The organism is Aeromonas sobria (assembly GCF_050266975.1).
In the GTDB taxonomy this organism is placed as follows: domain Bacteria; phylum Pseudomonadota; class Gammaproteobacteria; order Enterobacterales; family Aeromonadaceae; genus Aeromonas; species Aeromonas sobria_B.
Genome location: NZ_JBKISU010000004.1, coordinates 74,490 through 92,135 on the forward strand (window position 1 = coordinate 74,490; position 17,646 = coordinate 92,135).

Below are 17,646 nucleotides of genomic sequence, written 5' to 3' on the forward strand. Positions count from 1 at the left end.
ATGGATTGAGGCCCCCGATTTGCCTGGGAACCCTGGAAAAATAAGAGTGGGTCGCAGTGTAAGAAGTTGCTCGCCCATCCATCAAATGAATAGGATGGATTGTCCCATAAACACGGCGAATAATCCCCCCATGAAACTGCACCAGCTCGACCTCAATCTGCTGCTCGCCTTTGACGCCCTGATGACGCAAGGGAGCGTGACCCGCGCCGCCGAGTCGCTCTTTATCAGCCAGCCCGCCATGAGCCACTCCCTCGGCCGGTTGCGGGCCTTTCTCGGCGACCCGCTGCTGGTGCGCACGCCCCAGGGGATGTTGCCGACTCCCCGTGCCCAGCGCCTGCACCTGGGGGTGCAGCAGGCGCTGCGGCTGCTGGAGCAGCAGCTCTGGGAGGAGGACGAGTTCGCGCCGCACCAGTCGAAGCGCCGCTTCGTGCTCTGCACCACGGATTACGTGGAGTGCGTGCTGATCCCGCCCCTTATCCAGCGCCTCAGGAAGCTGGCGCCGGGCGTCACCATCGAAATCCGCATCCTGCGCGATACCCTGCCGGAAGCCGAGCTGGCGAGCGGCGAGATCGATCTGGTGCTGGGGTTTGACGAGTACATGCAGGTGCCGGGGTATCTGGGCAAGGAGACCTGGCTCACCGAACCCCTGGCCGGGCTGGTGCGCGCCACCCTGGAGCTGGAGGAGGAGCGCATCACCCTCGAGCAGCTAATCGAGATGCCCCATGTGTTCCACTCGCCGCTCGGCACCTCGGAGGCGAGCCTCGACCGCTATTTGCAGAGCCTGGGCCATAGCCGCACCATCTCGGTCAACAGCCAGAGCTATATGTCCGCCGCCGCCATCGTGAGCCAGAGCGATCACCTGCTGGTGCTGCCCAGCATGGTGGCCGAGCTGCTCGCCAGCCACTGGCCGCTGAAAAGCCTGCCCCTGCCGGCGGACGTGCCGGATTACCATCTCAACTGCGTCTGGCACCCGGTGCATGCGCAACAACCGGCCTTGGTATGGCTAAAAAATCTGATGAAGGAATTGGTAAGTCCGGTATAAGCCCGCAGCGTCTGGCACGCCCAACCACCCGCCCTCAGCAACCATGGCCCCGTGACCCAAGGCTGCGGGTCCTTGAAACAACAGTGGCTCCCTCGGGAGCCACTGTTGTTTCCGTCTCGCTGGTCAGGCCCGCAAGGCGGCCATGATCTGGCTGACCACATTGCCGAGCAGCTCGGGTTCGGGGCGGCACTGGCCAACGGTGACCAGCCCCTGGATGCTGACCAGCAGGAAGGCGGTCAGGGTCGTGATGGCGGCATCCGAGCCGAGCCGGCCCCCGGCCCTGGCCTGCTCCAGCACGGCGGCAAGGTCGGCCTCCAGCTCGCCATAGCTTCCCTTGAGCCGCAGCCGCAGCTCCTCATCCTGCTCGGCCAGCTCCACCAGGGTGCGGGTCACCAGGCAGCAACCTCCCAGGGTGTCGCTCACCACCTGACGCAGGAAGGCCTCTATGGCCGCCAGCGGTTCCCCTTGCGCGAACAGGTCGCGACGGCTGGCGCGCTTGCTCGCAATGTAGTGATCCACCGCCGCCAGCAGCAGGCCGCGCTTGTTGCCAAAGGCCGCATACAGGCTGCCCGGATGCAGACCGGTCGCCGCCACCAGTTCCTGCATGGTGGTCTTGGCATAGCCCTTGGCACGAAACGCCTCCATGGCATTTCGCAAGACGGTTTCGCGGTTGAACTCGGCACTGCGCATCGGGTTTCCTGTGACGGAGGCTGGAATGGCGGCAAGTCTACCCCAGGGAGAGGGTCAGGCCAACCTATCTTGAACAAGCATTCAAAAAAGAGTTGCGTCCGGGACAAAAAACATCTTGAATGCACGTTCAAGAATCATCGCCCAGGACACTCCCCCATGAATACCCTGTTTCAACCCTATCGCCTCAACGCCAGCCTGACCCTGGCCAACCGTTTCATGATGGCCCCCCTCACCCGCTGCATGGCGGGCCCGGGCCTGGTGCCGACCGAGCAGATGGCCGCCTACTATGGCCGCCGCGCCGACATCGGCCTCATCATCTCCGAGGCCACCATCATACGTCCGGACGGCCAGGGCTATCCCAACACCCCGGGCATCTACAGCCCCGAGCAGATCGCAGGCTGGAAAAAAGTGACCGAGGCCGTGCACGGCAAGGGGGGCAAGATCTTCGCCCAGCTGTGGCACGTGGGCCGCCTCTCCCACCCCTTCTTCCACCACGCCGAGGTGCTGGCCCCGTCCGCCGTCGGTTTCGAGGGCTCGGTGCCGCGCATGCGCGAGTTGACATACCAGGTGCCCCGCGCCCTGACCGTGGCCGAGATCGTCCAGCTGGTCGAGGATTACACCCAGGCCGCCGCCAACGCCATCGAGGCGGGCTTCGATGGGGTGGAGATCCACGGTGCCAACGGCTACCTCATCGATCAGTTCCTGCACCACGCCAGCAACCTGCGCGGCGACCAGTACGGCCAGACCCCGGAGAACATGAGCCGCTTCCCCCTGGAGGTGGTGGATGCCATCAACGCCCGCATCGGCTCGGATCGGGTGGGCCTGCGCCTCTCCCCCGGCGCCTATGTCCATCTGGAAGGGGATGCCCGGGATCGCGCCGTGTTCGACCACCTGCTGGCCGAGCTGAATCACCGCAATCTGGCCTATGTGCATCTGGGCATCTTCGATGACAGCCTCACCTTCGACTATCTGGGGGGTCGCGCCTCCGATTATCTGCGCGAGCACTACGACGGTCACCTGGTGGGGGTGGGCAACTACAGTGCCGAGACCGCCTTTGATGCCATCAAGGCCGATCGCTTCGACCTCGTCGCCATCGGTCGCCCCCTCATCGCCAACCCGGACTATCTCGCCAAGGTCAAACAGGGCGAGGCACTGACCCCTTATGCCGACACCATGCTGGCGGAGCTGGTCTAAAACCACGCCCTGACCCGGCTCTGCTGCCGACACCAGGCTGGCGGAGCGGGTGCAAGACATACCGAATACCCGCTACCACCGGGCCGATACCCGCTCGCCCCGTGGATAGGATCCGGCGAGCCGCTCCCCTCGTTCACCCTGCCGACCAAGGATGGGATCCGCGCCCGATACCGGCGCGGGTTTCCAATGTTTGGGCCCCCTCCCGGGCCCTTTTTTGTGCCCGCCACACCGCCTCCCAGCCTCTCTATCCCTGCCTCCCGGCCGCCAGAAAGTCGTTGCCATCAGCAACCATCTGACTATATTAGTTGCTATCAACAACCAAAAGGAGACTCACAGATGGACCCCCGCCCCCTGCGCGCCCTGTCGCGCGAGCTGGTTCGCGAACTCGGCATGCTCTCCCAGCAGTGCGGCTCCCTGGCCCTCAGTCCGCTCGAGGCCCACCTGCTCATCGAGCTGGAGAGCGGCCCCGCCACCAACCAGCAGCTGGCCGAGCGCCTTCGCATCGACAAGTCCAACGCCAGCCGCCCCCTGGCTCGCCTGGCAGAGCGCGAGCTGATCGCCTGGCAGCCCCACCCCTCGGATGGGCGCAGCAAGGAGGCGCGGCTGACCGCCTTTGGTCAGGAGCAGTTAAGGGAGCTGCACCGGCAGATGGATGAGGCCATGGCCGAGACCCTGGCCCAGCTCGCCCCCGCCGAGTGCGAGCGGCTCTGGGAGGGGATGCGGCTCTATCGCAGCGCCCTCTCCCGTACCCGGCGCCAGCAGGGTTATCGCATTCGCCCCATGGCAGCGGCCGACAACCCCCATATCGCCGCCGTGATCCGCGCCGTCTCCGCCGAATACGGCCTCACCGCCGACAAGGGGTACGGGGTGGCGGATCCCAATCTCGACTTCCTCCATGAGACCTATCAGGGGGAAGAGAGCCGCTACTGGGTGATAGAGGGACCGGATGGCACCATCCTCGGCGGCGGCGGCATCGCCCCCCTGGCGGGGGAGGCGCACACCTGCGAGCTGCAGAAGATGTACTTCCTGCCCGCCCTGCGCGGCCTGGGGCTGGGGCGACGGCTGGTGTTGCAGGCCCTGGCCGAGGCGCGCACCCTGGGTTACCAGCGCTGCTATCTGGAGACCACCGCCGATCTGCGGGAAGCCACCAGCCTCTACGAGTCCCTGGGCTTCGAACACCTGCCGGGGCCCCTTGGCTGCACCGGCCACGACGCCTGCGAGATCTGCATGGTGCTTGCGCTCTGATCCCCCTGCAGCCGGGCCCATCCCCTTCTCTCCCCCCAGGAGACGGGCAAAAAGAGACCCCGCCGCAGCGGGGTCTCTTTCATGGCGCCTGGGCTGGCCTCAGTGATCCTTGACCCCTGCCCCGGTCTCCTGCTCGGCGAGAAGCAGTGGCCGCCTGGCCCAGAAGCCCGCCAGCAGGGAGCCGGACAGGTTGTGCCAGACCGAGAACAGGGTGCCCGCCACCGCGGAGGCCGGGGTGAAGAACTTCATAGCCAGCGCCGTGGCCAGCCCGGAGTTTTGCAGCCCCACCTCGAAGGCGACGGTGCGGCAGATGCGCTCCTCGAAGCCGAGCCAGCGGCTGACCCAGTAGCCCGCCGCAATGCCGATGCCGTTGTGCAGGATCACCGCCAGCGCCACTATGGGGCCGATGGCGGCAAACTGGCCGGCGTTGAGGGCCACCACTGTGGCGATGATCAGCACTATGGCCACCATGGAGACCAGGGGCAGCACGGGTTCGAGCCTGGAGGTCAGGGTGTGCAGCCAGGCATTGACCAGCACGCCGATGACCACGGGCACCAGCACTATCTTCACCAGGCTCAGCAGCATGTCCAGCACGGGCACATCGACGCTCTTGCCTGCCAGCAGCTGCACCAGCAGCGGGGTGACGAGCACCCCCAGCAGGGTGGAGAGGGCCGTCATGGTGATGGAGAGGGCCACATCCCCCTTGGCCAGATAGCACATCACGTTGGAGGAGGTGCCCCCGGCCACGCTGCCCACCAGCACCATGCCCACGGTCAGCTCGGCATCGAAACCCAGCAGCAGGCTGACAAGCAGGGCCGCCAGCGGCATCACGCTGAACTGCAATACCAGACCCAGCCCTATAGCCTTCTTGTTGTTGACCACGTCGAGGAAGTGCTGGGGTTTGAGGGTCAGCCCCATGGCCAGCATGATGATGGTGAGCAGGGGCACTATCTGGGTCTTGAGGTCGACGAACAGCGCGGGCTGCCAATAGGCCAGCACTGAAAACAGCAAGGCCCAGAGCGGGAAGAGGTGGGTAATGCGTCCAAGCATGGTGATCTCCTGATCCGAAAGTCAAACGCGGGCAAAAAAAGAAGGCCCGTCGGGCCTTCTCTTATATCAGTTTTTGCAGAGTGCGTGCGCGTCTTATATCAGTGCTCGCGGGTCTGACGGAACTGGACGTCCGGGTGACGCTCCTGGGAGAGGCGCAGGTTGACCATGGTCGGCGCGATATAGGTGAGGTTGTCACCGCCATCCAGGGCCAGGTTGACCTCGTTCTTGCGCTTGAACTCCTCGAACTTCTTCACGTCCGTCCCTTCCACCCAGCGGGCGGTGGCGACGTTGACCGCCTCGTAGATGGCCTCGACGTTGTATTCGCTCTTGAGGCGCGAGACCACCACGTCGAACTGCAGCACACCGACCGCACCGACGATGAGATCGTTGCTGATGAGCGGACGGAACACCTGCACCGCGCCCTCTTCGGAGAGCTGCACCAGCCCCTTGAGCAGCTGCTTCTGCTTGAGGGGGTCACGCAGGCGGATGCGGCGGAACAGTTCCGGTGCGAAGTTCGGGATGCCGGTGAATTTCAGATCCTCACCCTGGGTAAAGGTGTCGCCGATCTGGATGGTGCCGTGGTTGTGCAGGCCTATGATGTCGCCGGCGCAGGCCTCGACCGCCTGCTCCCGATCACCGGCCATGAAGGTGACGGCGTCGGAGATGTTGACGTCCTTGCCCAGACGCACATGGCGCATCTTCATGCCCTTGGAGTAGGTGCCTGACACGATGCGCATGAAGGCGATGCGGTCGCGGTGTTTCGGGTCCATGTTCGCCTGGATCTTGAACACGAAGCCGGAGAACTTCTCCTCGGTGGCCACCACTTCGCGGCTCTCGGCCTTGCGCGGCATGGGGGCCGGGGCCCAGTCGGTCAGGCCGTCCAGCATGTGGTCGACGCCGAAGTTGCCAAGGGCGGTCCCGAAGAAGACAGGGGTCATCTCGCCGGCGATGAAGGCGTCGTGATCGAACTCGGGGGAGGCGCCCTGCACCAGCTCCAGTTCGCCCCGCAGCTGGGCCGCCAGATCGTCACCTATGGCCGCGTCCAGCTCCGGGTTGTTCAGCCCCTTCACCACCCGCTTCTCCTGGATGGTGTGGCCCTGACCGCTCTGATACAGATAGGTCTCGTCCTTGTAGAGGTGGTAGACCCCCTTGAAGGACTTGCCGCAGCCGATGGGCCAGGTGATGGGGGCGCACATGATGTTGAGCTCGCGTTCCACCTCGTCCATCACTTCCATCGGGTCGCGCACTTCGCGGTCCAGCTTGTTCATGAAGGTGAGGATGGGGGTGTCCCGCAGCCGGGTCACTTCCATCAGCTTGCGGGTTCTGTCTTCAACACCCTTGGCGGCGTCGATGACCATCAGGCAGCAGTCGACCGCCGTGAGGGTACGGTAGGTATCTTCGGAGAAGTCCTCGTGACCCGGGGTGTCGAGCAGGTTGACCAGGCAGTCGGCGTAGGGGAACTGCATCACGGACGTGGTGATGGAGATGCCGCGCTGCTTCTCCATCTCCATCCAGTCGGATTTGGCATGCTGGCCCGAGCCACGGCCCTTGACGGTACCGGCGCGCTGAATGGCCTGTCCGAACAGCAGGACCTTTTCGGTGATGGTGGTTTTACCCGCATCCGGGTGCGAGATGATCGCAAAAGTGCGTCTCTTGGAGACTTCACTCAGAAATTCAGCTGACATAATTCGACGTTCTTCTATTGAGCGGCGGCCTTGGCCCCCGTGGGAATAAATGCGGGACAGCACCTTGGGATCAGGGCTCCCATGCACACAACGACGCCACGCAGCCGGGTCATGGAACCCGCAGGTGGAAAAAGGAGGAGCGCTGCGTTACATGGGCCTTCTCGCCTGAGTCAAAGCAAAATTGCGCGACATTATACCCGCGCGAGTGAAAAATACCCAGCCCGGCATGAGGGGGCAGAAGGCCGCTTCGGGATCAGGCCGCCTTCACCACCCGGTTGCGCCCCGCCAGCTTGGCTGCGTACATGGCCTCGTCGGCCCGGCGTATCAGCTCCCCGAGATTGTCATCCTCTGCCCTGTACTCGGCACAGCCTATGCTGACGTGGATGGGGTGATCCTCAGGCACTCCCTCGATGACGAGGCGGGAGACCGCAATCCTGACCCGCTCCGCCACCTCGGCCGCCTCCTCAAGCTCGGTATCGGGCAGCAGCACCAGAAACTCCTCCCCTCCGTTGCGCCCTACCCTGTCCAGGCTGCGTACCTGCTCCTCGATGCAATGGGCCACCGCAGTCAGCACCTGATCCCCCACTTGGTGGCCGAGCCGGTCGTTCACCTTCTTGAAGTGATCTATGTCCAGCAGCAGCACGCACAGGGGCTTGCCGCTCTCGCGTGCCTGGCTGAACCATTTGCGCCCCTTGGCCTGGATCTGACGCCGGTTGTGGATGCCGGTCAGCTCGTCCGTCATGGCGAGGCGCCGCAGCTTGCGACTGCGGCCCAGCAGGAAGAGCACTATGCCGCCGAGCAGCAACAGCCCCAACACCGTCACCAGGGTCTGCCAGTGGCGCCGCTCCTGCAAACGGTCCAGCTGCTGGGTCTGCAACGCCTGCTGGCTCTTGAGCGCCTCGTTCTCCGCCTCCTTGCGGGCGAGATCGAATTCGAAGCGCATCTGGATGGATCTCTGCTCGCCGAGCTGATGCTCCAGGGACTCCTGGATCGTCACATAGTGCCTGAGGGTCTTGAGGGCGGCATCGGCCTGCCCCTGCCGCTCCAGGATCCGCGACTGGACCCGATAGATGGTCGCGAGGAAGCGCTGGTTATCCTCCTGGCGGAAGATGGGCTCCGCCAGCGCCAGGAAGTAGAGCGCCCGATCGAGATCCCCCCGGGCCTCCTCCAGCAGGCCCATCACCAGCCGCCACTGCCCCAGGGTCGCGGCATCCGTCTCCTGATCACGGCTGAGCAGGGCATCCGCCTGCTGCAACCTGGCACTGGCCTCCTCCCGTCGATTGAGCTTGAGCAGGCTGTGGGCCACCTCGGTCAGGGCCCAGGCCTCGTCCATCCGCGCGCCGCTGGCCTTGAAGTGGTTGGCCGCCTCCTCGAACAGGGTCAGGGCCTCGCCGTAGCGCTCCGTCTCCGTGTAGAGGATGGCCAGCTGGGCCCGGATCACCGTCAGGCTTACCGCGTCCCCCTGCTGCTCATAGGCCTGCTCCAGCGCCTTGAAATACTCCTGCGCCCGATCGAATACCCCCATGCGCCGGTAGGTGTTCGCTATCTCCCCCATCAGCTTGAGCCGCCCGTGCTCCAGGCCGAGTCGCTCATAGAGGTCATGGGCCACCAGCTGATCCCGCAGGCCCGCCGCCAAGCCGCCCTGGTAGGCCAGCATGCCGCCGCGATAGCCGAGGGCATCGGCCTCGAGGCGCTGCTCCCCCGCCGCCCTGGCCAGGGAGAGGGCGAGATCATAGTCAAGCCGGGCCCGGGCCATCTCCCCCAGCAGCTGGTTGTGCCAGCCCCGGCAGATGAGCAGGGCCGACTCCGTCACCCTGTCACCCTCCTGGCGGGCCTGGAGCAGCGCCTTGCTGGCGAAGGTGATGGCGGCGCTGTAGTCACTGCTGGTCTCCGCCGGCAGGGCCCAGCATTGCAGCCGCACCAGCCGCCCCTGGAGGGGGCTGGCGGGGTCTACCTGCCGCGCCAGCGCCTCGACCCGGCGCAAGCGCGCCCCCTGGGGCTGAACACCGTTTTCCAGTTCGGTGAACTCGGCGAGCAGGGCCTCCTCGGCCGGATCGCGCGCGCCGACATCGAGGGGGGCTACCAGCAACAGACAGAGCAACCAGGGAGAGAGGGGGTGTGCGCCTATGACGGGCCTCCTGCGGCATTTCGTTGATAAATCGGAGAATTAAGCCCCTTCATCATATCCTGACTCGGCCAGACCCATGGTGAAAAAAACAGCCATCTCCTCTATAGTCAGCCCGTTGGCACGCCAGGGCGCCCAGGCATGCCCCACTCATCCCCCTGGTCGGCTCGTCAAAAGAGACCCATCTTGTTCCAGCTTGGTGAAGGCAACACGGATTGGAAGTAGAGGCACCCAGGTGACAGAGAAGTTACCCCAGGATTACGAGACGCTGCTGGTTGCCTATTGCAGGCTGCAACAGGAGAACGAGCGGCTGAGGCGCATCGCCGACGACGCGCTGGAGAAGCTGGATGCGGCCAGTGACGGCACTGGCCTGTGCATCTGGCAGAACCATGTGCCCACCGGCAAGCTCATCATCTTCAATCGGCGCTGGGGCGCCATGCTGGGCTACCAACCCAAGGAGCTGGAGGCCCACTTCGACACCTGGCGCGATCACCTGCACCCGGAAGACAGGGAGCGGGTGCTGCAGGCCTTCTTCGATCACCTCAGCGGCAAGACCCCCTTCTATCAGGCGCTGCACCGCATGCTGTCCAAGGAGGGCAAGGTGACCTGGGTGCTGGACCGGGGCCGGGTGGTGGAGCGGGACGCCGACGGCCATCCCCTGCGGGTCATGGGCTCCCACATAGACGTCACCCACGAGAAGGAGTACGAGCTGCAACTGGCCCAGCTCGCCCACCGGGATCCCCTCACCCACCTGCTCAATCGCGCCGCCCTGCAGCGCCAGTTTCCCGGCGAGCACCAGGCGCTCTGCTTCATCGATCTCGATGACTTCAAGCAGGTCAATGACCGCCTGGGCCACAGAGCCGGCGACGAGCTGCTGGTCGAGCTGGCGCGCCGCCTCAAGAGCCTGTGTCCGCAAGAGGCGGTCATCGGCCGCCTCGGCGGCGATGAATTCATCCTGCTGCTGCCCTGGCCATGTCAGGAGCCGCGCACCCAGCAGCTGGCGCTGGCCTGCCAGCAGGCCATCTCGGCCCCCTTTCCCCTGGCCAACGGCGAGGCCCGCATCGGGCTGAGCATGGGCATAGCCCAGATCCGCCCCCAGGATGATTTCGGCTCGGCCCTGGCCCGGGCGGACAAGGCCATGTATCGAGTCAAGCACGGGGGCAAGGGAGGATTCCACATCGCCCAGCCCAGCGGCCAGCCCCTGCTGGATCAGGAGCAGGTCAACGAGCGGGCCCTCGATTATCGGTGCCAGCCCCGGTCCTGATCCCCTCCAGCCATCGGCCTCAGCTGCGCTGCCAGCGGCGCAGCAGGCGACCGCGCAGGCCGCAGTCCAGCAGCCAGCTTCTGTCGAAGACCCGCAGCAGGGCCGGTTTGGCGTGACGGGACATGGCGACGGCGTGAAACCGGGTGCCTCGGGCGCGCTGGCTGTCCATCTGCGCCACCAGGGAGGCGGGCAGGCGCTGGGCGATGAAATCAGAGATCACCAGCACGTCCGCCAGCTCGAAGGCCGGGGCCTGCAACTGGCGCAGGGCCGCACTCAGGCAGGGCAGCAGATCGGTGCCGCCATTGAAGGTCATGGCGAGGAAACGCTGGGCCTCATCGAGGCCGTCGGCATCGGTCAGCTCGAAGCTGGCCACATCGGTGGAAAACAGCATCACGAAGCAGCGCCGCTGCTCGCTCAGGGCCAGCTGCAACAGCGCCAGGGCCAGGGCCTTGGCACACTGCTCGGGATAGCCCCCCATGGAACCCGAGGTATCGATGCAGACGATCACCGGCCCCATGGGTTGCAGCTCCCGCTCCCCCTGGGCCGTGGTACGCGGCAGCAGCTGTTGCCTGGGCAGGATGCCCCTGGCCTGGTAACTGAGCAGGCGCCGCTCCAGGTAACGGCGGTAGAACTCCAGCTCCAGCTCGGGGACCCCCAGCATCACGGCCTCGCTCGGCAACATGCGCATCAGATCGCTGCCCTGATGAATGCCCACCAGATCGTCGGGCACGTCGTCACTGAGCACGGCCTCCTGGATCAGGGTGGGCTGGGGCGGCTGCGGTCTGGCCTCCTGCTCCTGGCTGTGCAGGCTGCGCCCCATGCTCTGGGCTATCTCCTGCAACATGGGCTCCTTGCCCAGCATGGCCGCATACTGGCGGATCAGCACCAGGGAGGCGGGCTGCCAGCGCCCCTGGGCCAGGTTCCACAGGCCGCCCGCCGTGCGCCGCTGGGGATCCAGCACCTGCTCGAGCTCCTCGCTGGCCCCTATCTGATCCTCCAGCTCCTGTTGCAGCTTGAGCCGCTGTGCCTCGGCCAGCTGCTGCTGCAAGCGCAGCAGGGCCCCCACCAGGCTGGCGCGCCACCGTTCGAGCAGCAGGCGCCGGGTCCCTTCGACCGGGTGGTCCACCAGCTGATGGGCCAGTTGGCGCCCCTCATCGGCGAAGTCGCTGCCCCGCTCCAGGGCGCTGAGCAGGGCCGGCAACTCGGCCACCAGCCGGGGCAGGGAGAGGGAGAGACAGTGCTGATAGAGCAGGAACTCCTGCTCCAGTACGGGGGGCACCGGGGTATGGGCTATGGTGTCGCTCACCTGATGGCGCCAGCGCTGCAGCCTCTGCTTGAGGGCGCGGCCCTGGGACTTGCCCAACCGGATGAAGCGGGATATCTGGGTGCTGGCCAGCAGGGCCACCACCATCTCTGACACCATCTCTCCCTCCGAGACGGCCAGCAAGGTGCTCATGGTGCCGATGTCGAGCATTCAGCCCGGCTCCCCACACAGCAGGGGCAGGCGTCCCCGCCACTGGGCCAGCTGATCCGCCGTCTGCTCGAGCTCGCGGGTCAGGCTGAAGAAGCCCTCCTCGACCACCACCTGCCAGCGCGAGTCGAGGAAATGGTGGGGCTGATGGCCGTCGAAGCGCTGGCGCTGGCGACGAAGATCGGTGCGCAGGGCCATCAATTGCTCGTTGAGGCTGGCAAGCTCCTTGTACCAGGGGGCGCTGATGAGGCCGGGCAAGGGGGCGCGGCGCACCAGCACCAGGGGAATGGGATGGCGCTGACTGTCGAGCAGTTGCAGGCGCTGCTCGCCGTCCAGCTCCAGCTCCAGGGTCAGCCCGGTCTTGCTGCCGACCGGGTGGAACAGCACCTGATCGCCCTGCTGCCAGTGGCCGAGCACCACCTTGTCGCACTCCAGGGTCTGCACCAGCAGATCCGGCTCCTCCGGGCTGAGCCGGGCCGGGGTGAGCAGGTGCAGCTGGATCTGCAGGCCGCGCGCGCCCTGCTTGTCGGCCTCATCCAGGGGCAGGCGCCACCCCTTGCCGCGCTTGCCCAGCATCCCCTTGTGGGGCTCCGCCTTGAGGGCCAGCCGGGCGCTCATCTGCTGCTGCAACGCCTGCAGGGCGGAGGTGATGGCCAGATGGCGGGAGATGAGCGTCTGCTGCTGGTAGCAGTGCAGGCGGGCAAACTCCTCCATCAGGGTGAGCAGGGCGGCGCGGCTGTCGCCGTTGTGCCACAGGCAATCCTTGAGCAGCAGCAGATCCAGGGACGCCACCTCGGCGCGGCCATGGAAGAAGGCGCTCGCCTTGCACAGTCTGACCGCCTTCTTCCAGCGCCTATCCGAGACATAGCAGGGCTCGTCACCGAGATGATCGAGGCGCTGGCGCAGCCGATAGATGAGCTCGAACACCTCGTTTGGCAGGGTCACCTGCTCTATCTGCCGCTGCCACGACTGGTACTCCTCGCTGTGGATCTGCAAGCTGGCCGTGAGCTGACGGGGGTTGGCGCCGTCGCTGGCCAGCATGGCCTGAAAGTTGGATTTTTCCTGCACTCTGTCCATCCAGATCCGCACCAGCATGCGGTCATAGAGCGCCTCCAGCCCGCTGTCCGGGGCGGGCAGCTCGTTGGAGGCGCTGATCAGCAGGCGCATCGGAATCGGCAGGGTCTCGTCGCCGTTGCGAAACTGGCGCTCGTTGATGGCGGTCAGCAGGGTGTTGAGGATGGCGGGCCCCGCCTTCCAGATCTCGTCCAGAAACACCACCTCGGCCTGGGGCAGATAGCCTGCGGTCAGGCGCAGGTACTTGCCCTCCTCCTTCAAGGCCTGGATAGAGAGGGGGCCGAACACCTCCTCCGGCGTGCTGAAGCGGGTCATCAGGTATTCGAAGTGGCGCGCATCAAAGAAGGCCAGCTTGAGGCGCCGCGCGATCAGGCTCTTGGCGATGCCGGGGGGGCCGAGCAGGAAGACGCTCTCCCCCGAGAGCGCGGCCAGCAGTCCGAGCCGCAGGGCGTCCTGGCGCTCATAGAGCCCCTCGCCGAGGGCCGTCAGCAGGCTGGGCAGGCGTTCATGAATGGGCGCGACACGGGCGGGGCTGTGGACAGAAAGTGGCATAGAAGAGCATTCCGACGCTGGGATCTGGATAATCCCGGTTCACGCCATGACGACCAGGCGAGCCGGGGGTGGTTTGATGATGATGTTGGCTGTTTCTGTTCTGCTTGCCAAGCCATGCCCTCAGGCCGAGGTGGACACGACAGTATGGCGGAGGATGCAGAAAAAGGCGTTCGAGTGTACCCTGCACCCCAGACTTTTCCCCAACCCAGATCAAGAGCGAGTCATCCTCTATGCAAGATCCCGTTCGCCAGCGCATCCTGGCCCGCATCGGCATCCAGGGCTGGCAGCTCAGACGTCCGCAGCTGCTGGCGGGCAAGGAGAGCGAGGCGGCCAGCGAGGCGAGCCTCACCCAAGCGCCCCCTGCCGGCAAACTCTGGGTGCGGGCGCAGGCCCTGCCGGCCCCCACCCTGCTCGATGACGTCTGCCGGCTGCTCGGGATCGCGCCCCATGAGGTGAGCCTGTTGCCAGGCATACCGGAACAGGCGACGCCGCCGCTGCTCTGGCTCACCGAGCCGGATCCTGACTGGCCCCAGGCCCTGATCTGTTCCCTCAGCCCGGATGCGGCCGGCAAGCGGGCCCTGTGGCAACAGCTGCGCCAGCGGCTGCCTGCATACCAGGCGCCCGAGTCATTGTGATCGGCCCCGGGCCGCAATGCAGCCCGGCCCCCTCATCTTTACCAAACTTTACATTTGGCTGGCGAGATCTCTGCCCGCCGTCACCGGAGTGACCATGCACCGCTTTCGCCCCCTGCTCGAGACCGACTTCGAGCTTGTCTATCCCATAGAGCAGGCCGCCCACAAGGAGCCCTGGAGTCAGGCCAACCTGCTCTCCTGCTTCGGGCCGCGCTACCTCAACGGCCTGATGCTGGTGGAGGATAGCCCTGCCGGTTTCTATATCTCGGATCTGGTGGCGGGGGACAGCTCCCTGATGAACATCTGCGTGCATCCTGACTTTCAGGGCAAGGGGTTGGGACGGGCGCTGCTCAAGGAATATCTGGCCCGCAGCAAGGCGAAGGGGGCCGAGGCCTGGTTCCTCGAGGTGCGTGCCGGCAACGCCGCCGCCATCGGCCTCTACGAGAGCGAAGGGTTCGCCGAGTATTGTCGCCGGGCCGACTACTATGGCAGCGGCCCGGAGCGGGAAGATGCCGTGCTGATGTCGCGCCTGTTCGACTTCGGCTAACGGCTCGAACGACTCAGGGCTGCACGGCGCCAAACGCCGGATCTTTCAGCGCCAGGGTAGTACGCAGCACGGCCTCGAAGCCGGCGGCCGACCATGGGCCATGAAGCAGCTAGAAAGCCAAAGAAACTCAGGGCTGCGCGGCGCCAAACGCCGGATCTTCCAGCGCCAGGGTGGTACGCAGCACGGCCTCGAAGCCGGCGGCCGACCATGGGCCATGAAGCGACTAGAAAGCCAGAGAAACTCAGGGCTGCGCGGCGCCAAACGTCGGATCCTTCAGCGCCAGAGTGGTACGCAGCACGGCCTCGAAGCCGGCGGCCGACCATGGGCCATGAAGCGGCTAGAAAGCCAGAGAAACTCAGGACTGCGCGGCGCCAAACGCCGGATCTTCCAGCGCCAGGGTGGTACGCAGCACGGCCTCGAAGCCGGCGGCCGACCATGGGCCATGAAGCGACGAGAAAGCCAGAGAAACTCAGGGCTGCGCGGCGCCAAACGCCGGATCTTCCAGCGCCAGGGTGGTACGCAGCACGGCCTCGAAGCCGGCGGCCGAGAGCGGCATGAAGAAGCCCCGTCGGTAGGTCACCCCCGGCATCCAGATCTGCTGGATATCCACCACTATCTGCACCGGCTTGAGGGGGCCGCCCGCCTGCTGCAGATAGATGCCGGGAGGTGTCTTCACCTTGGGAAAGCGGCGCAGCACCCGCTCACTGCCATCCCCCGCACTCGGGTTGAGGCGCACCTTGGCCAGCCCCGCCAGGGTCGACGCCAGGGCAGGGTCCTGCCACAGCGCCTTGTCGAGCAGTTTGCAGCGCCGGCACTTGTCCGCCTCGATCACATAGAGCATGGCCATGCCGGACTCCCGGGCGAGCTGCTGGGCCCGCGCCTCCCCCTGCTCGCCCCTGAGCCAGGGGTTGCCACGGCGCTGGGCTTCCTGACTCCACCAGTACCAGCCCAGCCCTCCCGCCACCAGCACCACCACCAGCCCCCCTACCCACCATGTTGCCAGATGTTTCATCACGCAGCCTCCGCCAACCACCTCCCACTGTTATCGCCGATCTTGATTGATTTGGCAGCAAAATCCGCACTTTCTGATCTCGGACAAAACAGCGCACACTTGTAAGCCGTAATATTAGAGTTTACACTCCAGCCCATTTTTTACGCCCCTGCCGGGCGTGACGCTCTCATTGAGGATCTATTGATGTCGCAGCTTCATCTGGTTCATCTGCTTCGCGAACGCATCGCCCGCCTCGGCAATAAAGCCGCCCTGCGGGTGCAACAGGATGGCCAGTGGCGCGCCATCGGCTGGCGCACCCTGGGCCAGGCCATGGACTACTGCGCCCAGGCGCTGATCCGCGCCGGACACCAGCCCACCGAGATGGTCGGCATCTATGCCCGCAACATGCCGGAGTGGACCCAGGCCGATCTCGGCATCCTGGCCGCCCGCGGCGTCAGCGTGCCCATCTACCCCACCAGCACCCTGGATCAGCTGCGTTATATCGTCAAAGACGCCGGCATCAAGCTGCTGTTCGTCGGCGAGCAGCCCCAGTTCGATCAGGCGCTGCAACTCATCGAGAGTGGCGAGATAGGCCAGATAGTCACCCTGGATGGCAACGTCGATCTGCGCGGCTGCCCCCAGGCGAGCCACTTCCAGGCCTTCCTGGTCTCCGGCAATCACCTGGCCAGCGAGCTGGCACGGCAAGCGCGCGAGCAGCAGTACCGCATGGATGACCTGTTCACCCTGATCTACACCTCGGGTACCACGGGGGAGCCCAAGGGGGTCATGCTCGATTTTGCCAACATCGCCGCCTGCTTCGAGATGCATGATCGCCGCCTCGACGTGAGTGAACAGGATGTGTCGCTCTGCATGCTGCCGCTGAGCCATGTGTTCGAACGGGCCTGGAGCTACTACGTGCTCTACTGCGGCGCCGAGAACGTCTACATCCGGGATCCCCAGAAAGTGATGGAGGTGATCGGCGAGGTGAAACCGACCCTGATGTGCGCCGTGCCGCGCCTCTACGAGAAGGCCTATGCCCTGATCCAGGCCAAGGTGGCCCAGGCTCCGCGCCTGCGCCGTGCCCTGTTCGGCTGGGCCACCCGGGTCGGCAGGCAGGGGCTGGCCGCCCGCCAGGCGGGTGAGTCCCCCTCCTCCCTGCTGCGGCTGCGACTCGCCCTGGCCGATCGCCTGGTGTTTCGCAAGCTGCGCGAGCGCTTCGGCGGCCGCACCCGCTTCCTGCCGGTGGCGGGGGCTCGCCTCGCGGACGACGTGAACCTCTTCTTCCAGGCCATGGGATTCAACCTCAAGTACGGCTACGGCATGACCGAAACCACGGCCACCGTCTGCTGCTACGAAGACGCTCGGTTCAAGCTGGGCTCCATCGGTACTGCGCTCGATGGCATAGAGGTGAAGCTCGGCGAGGACAAGGAGCTGCTGGTGCGCTCACCGACCGTGATGCGTGGCTACTACAACAAGCCAGAGGCCACGGCCGAGGTGATGACAGCGGATGGCTTCCTGCGCACCGGGGATGCGGGCGAGCTGGACGACGAGGGCAACATCTACTTCACCGAGCGCCTCAAGGAGCTGATGAAGACCTCCAACGGCAAGTACGTGGCGCCCCAGCTGGTGGAGGGAGCCCTCGGCAAGGACCGTTTCATCGAGCAGGTCGCCATCATAGCGGACGCCCGCCACTTCGTGTCGGCACTCATCGTCCCCTGCTTCGAGTCCCTGGAGGAGTATGCCCGCTCCATCAACCTGCAGTACCAGTGCAAGACGGAGCTGCTGCGCCACTCCCGGGTGGTGGAGTTCTTCGAGTCGCGGATCCAGGAGCTGCAACAGGAGCTGGCCAAGTTCGAGCAGGTGAAGAAGTTCACCCTGCTGCCGAGCGCCTTCTCCATGGAGCTGGGGGAGATCACCCCCACCATGAAGCTGCGCCGCAAGATCATCGAATCCAAATACCAGCGCGAGATCGAGGCGATGTACAGTCGCGTCTGACCCCTCGCCGGGAGCAGGAGAGTGCCGGGATCAAGCCTTTCGTACGCGCTGCGCAAGGCTTGACGGCAAAGAGGCACTCCCCTGCCGGG

Annotated in this window: 14 protein-coding genes; 7 read left to right on the forward strand and 7 right to left on the reverse strand. The window is 65.4% G+C overall.

Annotated elements, in window-relative coordinates:
* The first annotated feature begins 130 nt into the window (after positions 1-130).
* Entirely contained in the window at positions 131-1,042 is a 912-nt protein-coding gene (locus tag ACLHZ1_RS03530; protein ID WP_427261000.1) for a LysR family transcriptional regulator, read from the forward strand.
* Between the two features lie 123 nt (positions 1,043-1,165).
* Here the strand turns inward: ACLHZ1_RS03530 and ACLHZ1_RS03535 are convergent, their stop codons facing one another.
* Positions 1,166-1,732, reverse strand: a complete 567-nt coding sequence (locus ACLHZ1_RS03535) for a TetR/AcrR family transcriptional regulator (protein WP_427261001.1) — start codon at positions 1,730-1,732, stop codon at positions 1,166-1,168.
* A 156-nt stretch (positions 1,733-1,888) separates the two neighbouring features.
* Between ACLHZ1_RS03535 and ACLHZ1_RS03540 the strand changes: the two genes are divergently transcribed.
* The gene (locus ACLHZ1_RS03540; protein ID WP_427261002.1) at positions 1,889-2,926 is read left to right on the forward strand and encodes an alkene reductase; all 1,038 of its coding nucleotides are present in this window, start codon (positions 1,889-1,891) and stop codon (positions 2,924-2,926) included.
* 336 nt (positions 2,927-3,262) lie between these two features.
* Positions 3,263-4,171, forward strand: a complete 909-nt coding sequence (locus tag ACLHZ1_RS03545; protein WP_427261003.1) for a bifunctional helix-turn-helix transcriptional regulator/GNAT family N-acetyltransferase — start codon at positions 3,263-3,265, stop codon at positions 4,169-4,171.
* Positions 4,172-4,270: 99 nt separating this feature from the next.
* On the opposite strand, the gene ACLHZ1_RS03550 is transcribed toward ACLHZ1_RS03545, so the two are convergent.
* The 3 genes from ACLHZ1_RS03550 to ACLHZ1_RS03560 all read right to left on the reverse strand — a co-directional run bounded on the left by ACLHZ1_RS03550 (position 4,271) and on the right by ACLHZ1_RS03560 (position 8,995).
* Positions 4,271-5,221, reverse strand: a complete 951-nt coding sequence (locus tag ACLHZ1_RS03550; protein ID WP_408793922.1) for a bile acid:sodium symporter family protein — start codon at positions 5,219-5,221, stop codon at positions 4,271-4,273.
* Positions 5,222-5,319: 98 nt separating this feature from the next.
* A complete protein-coding gene (prfC, locus tag ACLHZ1_RS03555; protein WP_408794272.1) occupies positions 5,320-6,909 on the reverse strand; it encodes a peptide chain release factor 3 in 1,590 nt (529 codons plus the stop codon).
* A 250-nt stretch (positions 6,910-7,159) separates the two neighbouring features.
* Positions 7,160-8,995: a diguanylate cyclase gene (locus ACLHZ1_RS03560; protein WP_427261004.1), complete on the reverse strand. Its 1,836-nt coding sequence runs from the start codon at positions 8,993-8,995 to the stop codon at positions 7,160-7,162.
* Positions 8,996-9,266: 271 nt separating this feature from the next.
* Between ACLHZ1_RS03560 and ACLHZ1_RS03565 the strand changes: the two genes are divergently transcribed.
* Complete coding sequence (locus ACLHZ1_RS03565) at positions 9,267-10,295, forward strand: diguanylate cyclase domain-containing protein (RefSeq protein WP_427261005.1); 1,029 nt, start codon at positions 9,267-9,269, stop codon at positions 10,293-10,295.
* A gap of 19 nt (positions 10,296-10,314) precedes the next feature.
* On the opposite strand, the gene viaA is transcribed toward ACLHZ1_RS03565, so the two are convergent.
* Both viaA and ACLHZ1_RS03575 read right to left on the reverse strand, forming a co-directional pair.
* Complete coding sequence (gene viaA / locus ACLHZ1_RS03570) at positions 10,315-11,769, reverse strand: ATPase RavA stimulator ViaA (RefSeq protein ID WP_427261006.1); 1,455 nt, start codon at positions 11,767-11,769, stop codon at positions 10,315-10,317.
* A complete protein-coding gene (locus ACLHZ1_RS03575) occupies positions 11,770-13,392 on the reverse strand; it encodes an ATPase RavA domain-containing protein (protein ID WP_427261007.1) in 1,623 nt (540 codons plus the stop codon).
* A 230-nt stretch (positions 13,393-13,622) separates the two neighbouring features.
* Here ACLHZ1_RS03575 and ACLHZ1_RS03580 point away from each other — a divergent pair, with 230 nt between their 5' ends.
* On the forward strand, positions 13,623-14,027 hold the full coding sequence (locus ACLHZ1_RS03580) for a DNA polymerase III subunit psi (protein WP_427261008.1): 405 nt from the start codon (positions 13,623-13,625) through the stop codon (positions 14,025-14,027).
* A 94-nt stretch (positions 14,028-14,121) separates the two neighbouring features.
* Positions 14,122-14,571, forward strand: coding sequence for a ribosomal protein S18-alanine N-acetyltransferase (rimI, locus tag ACLHZ1_RS03585; RefSeq protein WP_408793911.1), 450 nt, complete (start codon positions 14,122-14,124; stop codon positions 14,569-14,571).
* Positions 14,572-15,040: 469 nt separating this feature from the next.
* On the opposite strand, the gene ACLHZ1_RS03590 is transcribed toward rimI, so the two are convergent.
* A complete protein-coding gene (locus ACLHZ1_RS03590) occupies positions 15,041-15,583 on the reverse strand; it encodes a hypothetical protein (RefSeq protein WP_427261056.1) in 543 nt (180 codons plus the stop codon).
* A gap of 183 nt (positions 15,584-15,766) precedes the next feature.
* Here ACLHZ1_RS03590 and ACLHZ1_RS03595 point away from each other — a divergent pair, with 183 nt between their 5' ends.
* On the forward strand, positions 15,767-17,557 hold the full coding sequence (locus ACLHZ1_RS03595; protein ID WP_427261009.1) for an AMP-dependent synthetase/ligase: 1,791 nt from the start codon (positions 15,767-15,769) through the stop codon (positions 17,555-17,557).
* Positions 17,558-17,646: the final 89 nt, after the last annotated feature.